The 12,668-nt window shown below is 59.3% G+C and carries 8 protein-coding genes; 3 read left to right on the top strand and 5 right to left on the bottom strand.

Annotation, left to right across the window (positions count from 1 at the left end):
* Positions 1–153: 153 nt before the first annotated feature.
* The 3 genes from ABIB66_RS35145 to ABIB66_RS35155 all read right to left on the bottom strand — a co-directional run bounded on the left by ABIB66_RS35145 (position 154) and on the right by ABIB66_RS35155 (position 3,247).
* Complete coding sequence (locus ABIB66_RS35145; RefSeq protein ID WP_275172684.1) at positions 154–1,728, bottom strand: amidase family protein; 1,575 nt, start codon at positions 1,726–1,728, stop codon at positions 154–156.
* Positions 1,729–2,348: 620 nt separating this feature from the next.
* A complete protein-coding gene (locus tag ABIB66_RS35150) occupies positions 2,349–2,633 on the bottom strand; it encodes a hypothetical protein (RefSeq protein ID WP_354257736.1) in 285 nt (94 codons plus the stop codon).
* A gap of 98 nt (positions 2,634–2,731) precedes the next feature.
* On the bottom strand, positions 2,732–3,247 hold the full coding sequence (locus tag ABIB66_RS35155; RefSeq protein WP_354257739.1) for a hypothetical protein: 516 nt from the start codon (positions 3,245–3,247) through the stop codon (positions 2,732–2,734).
* 570 nt (positions 3,248–3,817) lie between these two features.
* On the opposite strand from ABIB66_RS35155, the gene ABIB66_RS35160 reads away from it, so the two are divergent.
* The gene (locus ABIB66_RS35160; RefSeq protein ID WP_354257742.1) at positions 3,818–4,006 is read left to right on the top strand and encodes a hypothetical protein; all 189 of its coding nucleotides are present in this window, start codon (positions 3,818–3,820) and stop codon (positions 4,004–4,006) included.
* A 1,017-nt stretch (positions 4,007–5,023) separates the two neighbouring features.
* Here ABIB66_RS35160 and ABIB66_RS35165 read toward each other — a convergent pair.
* Positions 5,024–5,596 (bottom strand): hypothetical protein, encoded by a 573-nt coding sequence (locus tag ABIB66_RS35165; RefSeq protein ID WP_354257745.1) that lies wholly within the window; start codon positions 5,594–5,596, stop codon positions 5,024–5,026.
* Positions 5,597–5,781: 185 nt separating this feature from the next.
* Here ABIB66_RS35165 and ABIB66_RS35170 point away from each other — a divergent pair, with 185 nt between their 5' ends.
* On the top strand, positions 5,782–6,573 hold the full coding sequence (locus ABIB66_RS35170; protein WP_354257748.1) for a helix-turn-helix domain-containing protein: 792 nt from the start codon (positions 5,782–5,784) through the stop codon (positions 6,571–6,573).
* 215 nt (positions 6,574–6,788) lie between these two features.
* On the opposite strand, the gene ABIB66_RS35175 is transcribed toward ABIB66_RS35170, so the two are convergent.
* Positions 6,789–7,373 (bottom strand): hypothetical protein, encoded by a 585-nt coding sequence (locus tag ABIB66_RS35175; RefSeq protein ID WP_354257751.1) that lies wholly within the window; start codon positions 7,371–7,373, stop codon positions 6,789–6,791.
* 476 nt (positions 7,374–7,849) lie between these two features.
* On the opposite strand from ABIB66_RS35175, the gene ABIB66_RS35180 reads away from it, so the two are divergent.
* Positions 7,850–12,667: a protein NO VEIN domain-containing protein gene (locus ABIB66_RS35180; protein WP_354257754.1), complete on the top strand. Its 4,818-nt coding sequence runs from the start codon at positions 7,850–7,852 to the stop codon at positions 12,665–12,667.
* Position 12,668: the final 1 nt, after the last annotated feature.

Here is a 12,668-nt window from a genome sequence, read left to right on the forward strand (position 1 = left end):
TTGTGGGAGAAGGTGGCGCGAAGCGCCGGATGAGGGGTCTCTATCCATACGGCCAAGCTTGCGTTAGCGGAGAGAGACCCCTCACCCGTCTCGCCGCTGCGCGGCGAGCCACCCTCTCCCACAAGGGGAGAGGGAAACAACTTCGCTGCCCTGTCAGTCCATCTGTTCCCACAGCCGATGGGCGAGCACGCCGGCGCGTTTCTCGATCGCGGTCGCCGCATCGAGCGCGAGGTCCTCGCGATAGCGCCCGGCAATGAGCTGCACGCCGATCGGCTTGCCGTCGTGCAGCGCCACCGGCACCACGGCGCCGGGCAAGCCCAGCACGTTGATCGCGGAGATGAAGCGGATTTCGCCCCAGAAAATCTCGCGCACGCGCTCGGGGCTGACAGTATCCTCGCGCGGGCCCGGAATCGGCTTCACCGTGGTCGGTGCCAGCACCACCGGATACTCCTCGAAGAACAGCTGCCAGGCGCGGATATGGCCGTTGCGCGCGGCGGTCGCCTGCATCCAGGCTTTGAGGTCGAGCACGTTGGCCTTGGCTTTCATGCCGCCCCACGCCTTGTGAAAGTCTTCGGACGTCACCTTCAACATGCCCGCTTCCTGCATCACCATCGTCTCGTTGGTGATGATGTCGCACCAGGTCTGCCAGACGCCGTCGATGTCGGGCACCTCGACCTCGCTGACCCGATAGCCGGAACGCTCCAGATGATCGGCGGCCTGGCGCAACGCCGCCGCGACGTGCGGATCGACGTCCATGTCTTCAGGAATCCTGGCGAGCGCGACCTTGATCGGCCCCTTCGGCTTCGGTCCGACCAGCGGCGCCGGCACCCACCAGGGATCGCGTGGATCGCGCTGGCTCATCACCTCCAGCCCGAGCCTGACGTCGGCGACGTGGCGGGCGAGCGGCCCCTGCGCCGACATCAGATGCGCCAGCATCGGCCGTTCGGCGGTTGCGCTTGCGTTGAACGCCGGGATACGCCCCTGCGTCGGCTTGATGGTCGCAACCCCGTTGCAATGCGCCGGCCAGCGCAGCGAGCCGCCGATGTCGTTGCCGTGCGCGATGGTGCCGATGCCGGCGGCGACCGCCGAACCCGCACCGCCCGAGGAGCCACCGCAGGTGATATCCGGATCCCAGGGATTGAGCGTCAGCCCGTGCAATGGATTGTCGGTGAACCCGCGGAAGGAGAATTCCGGCGTGTTGGTGAGGCCGATGACAATCGCGCCAGCTCTCTTCAGGTTGCGCACCACCGGCGAATCCGACGGCGCGATGAGGTCCTTGTTCGCCGGCACGCCGTTGAAATTCGGACGGCCTTCGTAATCGACATTCTCCTTGATCGTGATCGGTACGCCATGCAGAAGGCCGAGCTCGCCGCCCTTCGCGCGCCGCTTGTCGGCCGCATGCGCCGCAGCCAGCGCCTCCTCCGAGAGATCGACGACGACGGCGTTCAGCCTCGGGTTGACGGCACGCATCCGATCGAGATGCGCCTCGACGGTCTCGACCGCGGAGATGGCGCCGGAGCGGATTGCGGCTGCGGTCTCGACCGCCGACCATTGCCAGGCCGGGCCCTTGGGACGGCGCGGTGCGGACGATTTGCGCGGGGCTGCCTGCTTGACCGGCTTCGTTGCAGCCTTCGCAGCCTTGCCCTTGCGAACGGCGGTTTTCTTGCTGGAGGTCTTCGCTGCTTTCTTCGCAGCAGTTTTCTTCCTGATCGCAGTCTTCTTCGCCACGTCGCATCTCCTCACATTGCGCCGCGGAAGTTATGGAGGTCACGCGACCGTGTACAGGCGCGTTTCTGCATGGCGAGCCGTCGCGACGCATTGTGGCGGCCGAAGCACGCGGCAGCGCTCATGCACCTTTGGTTCTTTTCCAACGACGCATGTACTGGTTGAATGATGGAATAAACTGCCGCCAGATTGCCGCATCGCGCCCGGGTTTTGACGCCGCCATTTGGACAGCGACAATTGGAGCATTTGCCTGCAGCTGCATAGCATCGCCATGTCAGCAGCGATCGCCGATGGAAGGGTGTTGCGGACGGGCGAGAGGGACGCAAGGTATAGATTGGCCGGACGGGGCTGATGGCGGAGAGAGTGGGAGCGAACCCCATTCCCGTAGTTAACTCATTGAAATCGCGAAAATTTTAGAGACCTGCAGCCAATTTCGGATACCATCTTGTGTACGTTGAGACCGCTTCGTGGTCAACGAGTTGAGGCAATGGAGCTCCGTGACCTGAGAACGGTCATGCGTAGGTCGGGTCGCAATGTTGTTCGGTCCGACGGTTCGAAATGCGCGAGCGAGCGATAGACACTGCTTCTCGTCCTCGGACGGGCGCGAGGTCGATTTAGACCCGTCAATAGCGAACGATAACGGCCTGGTCCGCCGGATCGACTTCGTAGGGGCGCTTCTTGGCCACGATCTCGACCGCGATCTCGTGAGGCAGTCCCCAGCACGACGCGATTACGTTGGCGATGCGGTCGGTGTCGGGCTTGTGCCAGCCGTGGGCGACAGCCCAGGCGAAGATCGAGGGGGCATGGATGCCGGCGGTGACGTACTCGCGGCCTTCGGCGTCGACGCCCTCCTCACCGCCCACCTTCGATAAGGAGCGTCGGGCGTGGCTATCGGTCTTAGTGGTCATGGTGATCCTCCTCCGCGCCGTGACTACGACGCCTCTGACGCCTCGAGCCCGGTGGCCATTTTCGGCGCCGGGCGACGATAGATGTTCTGCCTCGCAAGCTAGGCGAACGGGCGCACGGTACGGGCCCAGGGATCGAAGGCTTCCGGATTCCCCTCGATCATCTCGCCGTACACGTCGACCACGGCGTTCGCGAACTGCGCTCCGATGAGCTTCATGCCCCTCACGTCCGAATTCGTGCAGATAACGGCGACGTCCCCTTTGATGCAGCCGAGGAATTCATCGGCCGCACCGCAAAGAAAGCTCACATTTTTCGGCTTCTTTTCGAGCAAAAACTGCGCGAACGTCATCGACCAGAGCGGATTGGCCTCGATGCAGTAGACGCGCTGCGCTATCGCCCCCATGGCAACCGACAGCATGCCGATTCCGCCGCCGATCTCGATGACGGTCTTGCCCAGAATCCTCGGCGCGAGCCGATCTGCGATCATCGTAGCCGTCTCGAAATCGGTCACGGTGAGATAGGGCAGAGCCCGGATATTGTGGCTTTCGGCAAACCGCTCGTAAGATGCGGTATCTTCACTATTGGTCGGCCTGGGAATATGATCGCAAACCGGCACGGGAAGACTCCTTTCTAAGACTTTCGATGCCTGATCATGACGTGACGGGGCGTGGCCTGTCGACCTCTTTCGCATGTGACGGCAAGGCCGCCACGTTTAGCGAATGCCGCAATTTCCGCACTGAAGCGTGATGGCTTTCTCGTCGGCAGAAAGCGCCGCTAGAAGCTCGCGACGACACTCCCTCGACAGATTTTTCATGAACAGCCAATCTCGGTCCCAGACCACCCAAGGTTCGACGTTAGGCCTATTCAACGATCAGGCTTTTGATTGTGGACAACCAAAGGGACATTCTCGGACAAAATCCGCGATCGCAGGCCGCGAAGCTCGCTGTATCAATTCTGGACAGCAGTAGGCGGAAGGGCGCGCCAGACCAGAACATAAGTAGGGCTGCAATCCAGGAGCGAATCGTAGGCTGGTCACTATAGGCTGGTTGTCGCGAAGAAAAGTTAGCTTCCCCATTTCGGGTTTTCCACGCCTTCGAGACGGTCGAATTCGGAATCTTCTCGCTTATGTCGACTTTGCCTGCAAACACTACCGGCGTGTTCCAGACCCATGAGATCGAGAGACAGCATGACAAAACGCAGCATGGCGAAACCGCGCAAGGAGGATACGTATACGATGACATCGCTCACCCCGAGAGGCGTCCGCATCACGTTGCCCAAGACTGACTATATTTCACCGTTGTATTCGCGCAAGCAGGTGCGGGCCATTATCGCCGATCTCCTGGATGCCCTCGATAACGATTTGTTCTACGCCTAAGATTTCGGGATTTCCCAGTGAAATCCTCCCATCCGCGTCGGCAGCTGCGTCTCCAGGAAGCGTCGTGGGGTGCCGTAGGTATCGGCAGCGAACGTCGGCTCGCGCAGTGTAGAGGCGCGGCGCTTAACGCGCTAATTCCAGCCCCGCATGAGCACAAAGTTTGCGGGCTAGGTCTCCTCGGTAATGGAGAAGCCGAGATGGTAGAAAGTCCGCGAAAATCTCGGACGGAGCGGCACTGGATGATCCGGCGGGTAGAGATTGGCTGCCGAAATCGACCTGTCGAAGAGGGGCTCCAGTCTACTGATCCATTTCGCGCACTGCTTGGCGTAGTGGACCGATTGAAACGTGTGACAGGACAGGGTGTTTAGCGCTGATATCGCGACCGAGCGGGCAGCCGCTCCTCGGAAAGGCGACATCGTCGTGCGCTGACCATGGGCGCAAACGTTCGGCGCTCTCGTGGTCGAACACTTCATGGCCAAAGATCGCAACGACGTGGAATTGTCACCATGGACTTCGGCGAAGATCAAGTCGTTCGTCCGGTCGACATGTCCGCGCGAAGGGATCGTCTGGCAGGGGTGGAAGTGATGATACCTCATCGAGTTCAGCACGAAGTCGTTGTCGGACCAGCGGTCGGTCGGGGGGAGCGTTCGGAGCGCGAGCCGCCGCTGCATATGCTTTGGTGTGGGGCGCGGCGTGCGTCCGATCTTCATCGCGACGTAGGTTTCGAGATCTAGACCGGCGCGGTCGGCTCGACGCTGCTCGTACTTGCGGCGCGCCGGAGAAAGGCCGGCGATCGGCGCAGGCGGCAAAAATGAGCCAGCCCCGCGCAATCAAAAGTTCAGCAAAAAAAGCGGTAGCGCCAAAGCAATAGCGCTACCGCCTTCGCCGGGGTTGTCAACAAGGTGTGGTCCTTGCCCTTCGCTCTTTAGCGAGTGCCTGGACATACAACGAAAGACCCCGGAAAGCGTAGACACCCCTTCGGCTTTTGGCCGAAAGGGTGTGCACGGCTAGACGTCTCTAAAACTTGAAGAGGCCGCCCAGCGTGACGATCTTGCGCGCCTCGGAGTTGGGACCACCCAGCGGGCCGTACTGTTGAATGTCGCGCGGGCTCACACCAGTGAAAGTCCGGACCGCCGCTGCGCCGGGGTCATATTCGCGCCCCGCCGACTGCGCATTAGCATTCACCCGGCCCGCCGCCCAAGGTGCGAAGGGTGCCGTGTACGGATTGCTCATCAGCACACGGCCTGTCGCAGCACCCGCGTAGGGCCCCACACCGCTCAGATCGACACCCATACCTTCATTGCCAGCGGGAGCACCGTAGCCGGGATCAACCTGCTGCGGATAGGCCTGCTGGGGATAGGCCTGCTGGGGATAGTAAGGGCCGGCGTTCATCGGAATCATAACGGGCGGCCCCATCATTGGACGCACCATCATCGGGCGCGGTCCCATGTAACCGCCGGGCGGACCCATCATCGGACGGGCGTACGGAGCCGGATAGGGACGCGGACCATAATACTGGGCCGATGCAGTTGAGATGGTTGCGACCAAGGCGGCCGAGGCGGCCAAGGCAATCTTGCAGATCGTTTTCATGAGTAGTCTCCACGGGTTAGCTCGGTCAGTCCCGTTGACAGCGGGAGCAAATCCGAGATCGACGTTGTCGATGACCCGTATCTATTCGATGCAACCTGCAGGGGCGAGAACCCCCAACAACGTGAACACTGTTCAGAATGCGCTTCCCATCGGTCATGGTTAATGAAATGCTGCCGCCGCATTGAATGGCATTTTTGGACATTCTCAGTGTGGGCGGGCGCCTCAAAATGCTGACGGATGCTGATAAGGAACGCGAGTTTAGACGCCGACGGGGCGCTAAAATCGAAAAAGCGATGATTAGCCTGTCTTGGACACGGGCGCAGCTTGCGGCGAAGAGCGGGCGAGACATCCGAGTCGTTCGCGATCTAATTAATGGCGAAGCGACGGTACAGGCGCAAAGCATTCAGGATATCTGTCAGGCACTGAAAATTGAGCCCGAGCTATATCCTTCTACGGCTGCAATTGAAGTTGCAGACTTCAAATATGGTGCGTACGCACGCGGTCCATATAAGCAGTACGAAGGCGGCTATTTCGCGTACACAAGAAGTTTTTCAGTTCCAAGCCTCTTCGTAAGAACAATCTTCGAGATCAAGTGGGACGATGCGGTCCGAGTGTTAGCTTTTCGAGAGGTGTTGCCTCACCAAGTCGACACCACCAGAACGATTGATGGCGAACTTTACATTAGCCAAGAAACCGATTTGATCCACCTAATGTCGGTAAACGAAGGGTCGGTTCGCACGATAATGCTAAGGAAGTTGCGCGATGGGATCATGCGAGGATGTATTCTATGGCAAACTGATCGCGAGACATACTTCCAGCCGGCATTTTCGGCCATCTACTTAGAAAAACTTTTCGGATTCGATTTTGAATCTCAGAAGCATCTAGTTGGCCTTCTGCGGGCGGAGGATGCAGGCTACGACAGGGTTTCTAAAGAGGTAGCTCTGGTCGAAAAAAACTGGGTAGCGATCGCGAAGTAAGTTTCCGCACGTGCCACGAATAGCGCGCGTCCAATCCGCACATGGAGGAGGACGGCAAGCACCATGCGTCAACTATCCGTTGAGTGGAGAATTACGCTCGGAGTTTGGGCGTCGACGTATTCCCTCGGATTGCGCTGGAAGCGCTCGGCCATGTTCGATTCCTTCTCGGGAGATCCGCCGGTGGGAGCGCCGCGGGCCGGGTATTCGTTTGGTAATTAAGACGGCAGCCGGAGACGCGGATTGGTCCCGTATTTCTTCTCGGCCCACTTGCAAACCCGATTGGTGATCTTGCTCATGTTCTCGGTGCAGTCTCCGATGACCTCGGCACCCGAGTTCCAATTGACGATGTAAATCCAAGCGATGCGTTCGCACTTGCCGACTTGATAGACGTACATGTCGATTTCATCAACGTCATCGAGCATTGACAGCAGCTTCTCGCGTCCGCCTTTGCGGCTGACGTAGTCTTCGACTCCGCGATCGGAAAGCGAGATTTCGTAACCTGCCGCGAGCAGGTCATCGACGAGCCGCGCGCGGACTTCGTAGTTGACCCGCAGGCGCCAGTCCTTGACGATCGGAACGAGCCTGCAGTTGCTGCGGATATCGTAGGCGGAGGCGTCTAGCCAGACAATGTGCTCTTTGTCGCCGCCGTGGGTGCTGAAAATCGCAGGGAACGGCTTGTTGTCGAACGCCTTCTGATTTTGGGCGACCTGATCGGGGATAGTCACGATCTGCTCTTCCTTGCTGGTGTGGGCGATGTACTTCGCCGGCGCCTTACGTTCGAACGTGAATTCCGGCTTCATGTTTCGAGTCCTTCGGGTGTCGTGGTTGCTATGTCAAAGGCAGCAATCCGCACTTTGGTCATTCCGGCGCACGGATGTTTGCTTGTTCTTCGTTCCGTTTGAAGGCCAACAGCGGAGGAACATTAAGCCGAGGAAGGTAAGCAGTTTGCAAACTAAACGTTTGAGTTGCTCGGCGCTCTCCTCATCTTTTTTACAGCAAACTTCAATTGGTTAACGCAGAACGGAAGCTAACTGCTTCCCTTGGACACGCGTTTACTGACTTCCCGAAACACTCGTCTGCGAATCCATTCGCAGCAGGCGTCGATGGATTCCAGAAGTTCGGTGCAATCAACCTGCACGATTGGCTCGCTAGGGGCGATCGTGCCCGTACAATTTTTCCTTGAATGCGGACGAATCCACACGCTATCTTCGCGGAGGAGGACGTACATGCTAGAGCAAACTGGATTATCGATGCCTGCGGATGGCGATCATCTCGCATGAGCAACCCCGCCATCATGCCCGCGCCAGAGCCGATCGACCTTAGCTATGAAGCCGACTTACTCGGCAACATTCAGCAGGCGCTGGCGGGACTTCAAGGCTTCGACGTGATGGCGCTTGAGCTTATCCAGAACGCTGACGATGCCGGCGCCGGAACGCTGAGCTTCGATGTGCGCGATGACGCTCTTGTCGTGTGGAACGACGGCCAGTTCTCGAATTGCGGTTTGGGGGCAAAGCGCTGTCCGTGGGAGGAGAATGGCGATCCTGACGGAATCTCTCGCTCGTGCAATTTTCACGCGATCTCCAGGGTGGGGAGCCGCAACAAGATCCACGCCAGTGGGCAGATAGGCCGCTTTGGGATTGGCTTCGTGTCGGTCTACCAGATCACGGATATCCCTATCGTCCGTTCGGTCGGCATTGAGATGCAGCTCGATCCCCTGAGGGGTGCGGCGCCGACGACAAGAGTGCCTGATGGCGGAGGGACCGAGTTCGAGTTGCCTTGGGCGTCGATGCCTTCACCGACCCGGCAGGCGCTGAACGCCTCACCGACCCCGAACAACGTGGCAACATTGCTCGTCGAGGCCATCGGCAATGTTATGGGGAGTGGACTCTTTTTCCTGCGGCACCTTCGGCGCGTTGACTTGAGACGAAACGGGACACTTGACCGGTCGGTCACCATCCGTCGCGACGGCGGATTGGTGACACTCGAAATAGCTCCTGATGAGCGGGTCGAGCGATGGAAGATTCTAACGCGCGATGCAGGAAACCTTGCTGCTGAGCGGGATATCTATACCGACTATCCAACACTCGCGCAGCTCGACCGCTCCCTCAGCGTCCAAGTCGCTGTTCCGCTGGCTGGCGACCCTATTGAGGGTTTGCTCTACGCCTATTTGCCGACAGAGCAAAAATCCGGCATGCCGCTTCACGTCAACGGCGACTTCTTTCCTCATCCGAACCGCCGGTCGATCGTGCTTAGCGGTGAGCAGCACGAGCGCTATTGGAACGAACTTCTGCTCGATACTGCGGCGCATGCTATCGGCGAGGCGTTCGAGGAGCTACGCGACCTTCTTGGCGGTCTCCGACTATGGGAGCTCGGCAACAATGCCTTCGCGTTGCGCCACACAAGGGGCTTCTCCGAATTCTGGAACGTTTTCAGCGAATTTGCCAAGGCTAAGCTCTCTGTTTGGTGCGTAGGGGATAAATGGTGCTGTCCGGCGGGGTGCCATTTGCCGCCCGAGCAGATGGCCAACGCCGAACTAGCTGCGCTGGCGAATCTAGGCTTGCAGCTACTACATCCCGACCTGCGCTCGTTGTGGACTGTGTTTTCATCAGTGGGCGTCACGCCGCTCAGGCTGTCGACCATCGTCGACGCGCTTGAGGCTCGCGGGGAACGCCCTGAGGTAACGCTGGACGACCCACACTTGCGACCGCTCTGGACCGCGATCGACATCATGATCGACCAGGGCCGGTCCGCTAAAGGCTTCGACGCTGTGCTTGCGCGGCTAAAGGCGGCAGCCTTCCTCCTGGACGCAGAAGGGGAACCCGCCACCATTGACGAACTCTGGCGTCCCCCGAGCGGCGTTCAGGCCGAAGAGATCAGAAATTATGTCGCTGACTGCCCGATGGTTCACCGCGAGGTCGCCAACCACTCTCAGCTCTGGAATGCGATTGACGTTTATGGATTCGACGATCTCGCCGGCCATCTGGCCAAAACGATAATCGACGTCTCTTCCGCCGCCACAGTGATCGGCACCGATGGTCCCAGCGTCCGCAGATTCTATGACTTGGTGACGGCCTTCGAAATCGATCCCCGAACGCCGCGGGCGGGCGCGATCCTGGCCGAGGTACCCATGCTTCGGACCCTTGACGGGTTCGTTTCGCCATCTCGCGGCCGACTTCCGGGGGGATTCGCGGACCCTATCGGATACTTCGAGCTGGTTGACATGGCGCTAATCAGCGAGCGCATGGATCAGCTCGCCCGCACTGTCCTCGGAGTTCAGGTTCTCTCATTCAAAGAGTACGTCGAGGACCATCTTGAAGATATCCTGGCGGCAGATCTAGACCGCGGTCAGTATGCCGCACTGATCCTTGCAATCGTTGAGCACCAGGCGGAGCTTGATGCGGAAGGTGGCCTTGAACCGCTTGCGGAGCAAGCGTTCATTCGAACGAGGGCCGGTAGCTATGCGCGACCGCGCGATTGCTACTATTGGTCGGCCGCTCTTGAGGTCCTGTTAGGGGACCATGGTGATCACTGGGTCGATGAGGGGTGGATGCCGGCTGGCCGTGCCGGCGGTCGGTTCAGTGACCTGCTGAATAATAGGCTTGGGATGCGCGCGACGGTGTCAACTAAGCACATCGTCGATCGCGTAGGTGAGATCGCGAAGGCAGGTGCAATTGACGAAATTGCCGACAGGACCGCGCCGATCGTGCGTCACATTCTCGAACGATGGTCGCGGCTAAGCCCTAGCGACCGTCGCCAGTTGGAGAAACTTCGCGAGATAGCCTTTCTCCCTGCAGCCGTTAGCGGCGAGCGCGTAGCAGGCAAGCGATATCAGCCGAGCAACGTATATCGAGCGTTCCGCGCTACCGGCTTCTCGTCGCAAGTTCCAATCGTCGATCTGCTGCCACTGCGGCAAGGCGGTGGCGCGCTCCCCGATTTTCTTGACTTCCTAGGCATGCCAGGGGAGCCGCCAACCGAAAAGGTCGTGGCTCATCTCGAGTACTGTATGGCTAAGGGAATACAAGCACCAGACACGACCTACGCGATCCTGAACGAACGTCTCGAGACGACTGACGTTGAGTGCATCGATCGCCTAATCGGTACTGATTTCATCTACGATGGCGAGCTAGAGCGCTACCTGCCGGCAGATAAGGTGTTCTGGATTCCACCACCCTTCGGCGGCCATTGGCACGCTGCTTCCTCTCGCATGAGGCAGCGCGACCCCCTCTACCGCCGCCTTGGAGTAGCGGATATCCCCGCAGCCGCAAACTATGCCAACTTGCTCAAGGAAATTGCCCGTCAAGCGCATCCTTCGGCCAAGGACGCCGATGTCCATGCGCGCTGCGTCGCCTGGCTCGCCGACGCCCTAGACCAGGGATCCGACGAGGCGGAGCGGGCTATTGACGGTCTCCATGGGGAATATGCCCTTCTCAACCTCAATGGCGCGCCCGTCTGGACAGTGGACGCCGTTTGGGCCGACTCTGATTGGTTGGCTGAGCCGTTTGGCAACACGCTGGACGAGCGGTTGGTGGCTCAACCGTTAGGAGTCCATCGCACCGCCGCTGCAAGGTTCTTCAGGCAGATGAGCGTGGTGCCATTGTCAGAAATCGCTCGTCTTCGGCTCTCCTCGGAGCCAGACCAGCGACTCGGGATCGAGGCAACTCGCCTCCTGCGGGAACGAGCTGACCTACTTCTGTGGCTCGCGCCGAACCAAGAGTTCCGCAGGGCATTGAGCGAAATCCTTTCGTGTATCGAAATCCGATTCACCGATAATCTGCAACTGCACGCTGAAATCCTCGAATTCGCCCCTCCCGTACGGTCTCCGGTCAGTTTAGCCGCCTCGTTTTATGACCCTGAGTCCAATATCTTGCACGTTCGAGCACAAGAAGGGCAGTCGGTGAACTGGGCTGCTGCCTTCCGAGGGTTGATTGCGCAGCTTGAGAGGCACACTCAGAGCATTGACATGCGACCAGTAGTCATGACCGCAACGTTCGTGATGTCCCTATCCACGTGGAGCGCGGCAGAGCAGGAACTAAGGAACTCGGGGTTCTCACCCTTTGAGGAAGCTGTAGACGAATTGCCCCTGGGCGGGCAGTTGGGCGATACGCCGGCGGATCCGGTAGAAGATGATTTGCTCGAAGGCCACCAATCCGACTCCACAGATCAGGGACTAACCAGCAGGAAATCCGACGAGGATGACGAGGAGGAGTCGGCTGACGGCGAATGCGACGACATCGTGGACGGGCGGCGCGAGGAGAATGGCGCTGAGTCGCCCACGCCCCCAAACCGTGATGTATTCAAATCAAAGGACGCCAACGGTACTTTCGGCGCTGATCCCAAGAACGCTTCGGTTGGAGAGAGCCTGCGCGGCAGTGAAGTCATCGGCAGACATGGTTCAACCGCTCCCTCCAGCGGGTTGGGCGCCAAGGACGGGTCGCGGCACCAAGATACCAAGAGAGAGCGGCAGACCCGGCGCTCTCGAATGCTGGCGTACGTCAGCACAGGCGCGGACCGGTCCGACCCGACCCGACGGGTCGGTGACGACGACGACACCTCGGATATTATCGACATCGCAGCGATCACTGCTGTGCTGAAATACGAGCAGACGCGGGACCGTTTACCTGAAGAGCAACCGCATTCCAATCACGGCTACGACATTATCTCTAGAACTGCCGACGGCACCTCCCGACGTCTCATCGAGGTCAAAGGTCTCGAAGGTGAATGGACGGAGCGGGGCATCAAGCTATCCCACGTTCAATACGGCATGGCAGAAACGCACCCTGAGGATTTCTGGATCTATGTGGTGGAGAACGCGCGCGATCTCCAGCGCCAGCGTGTAAGCGCGATCGCCAATCCCTTCTCCAAGGTTGAGGAATATTGGTTCGATGACAAATGGAGGCTTCTTGCCGAGGAAACAGCAACCGCCCAGGACATCAGCATCAAAATCGGTGCTAAGATCGCGCACGAGATATGGGGACCGGGACAAATTATTGCGGTCGAAAAGCGTGGAGTCGCGCACTTCGTCACCGTGGATTTCGGATCAATCCAGGGCCGTCGTTACATTCCATACAGTTCCAATCTTAAATTCGTGGACTGAA

This window comes from Bradyrhizobium sp. F1.13.3, from assembly GCF_040548265.1.
GTDB lineage: Bacteria > Pseudomonadota > Alphaproteobacteria > Rhizobiales > Xanthobacteraceae > Bradyrhizobium.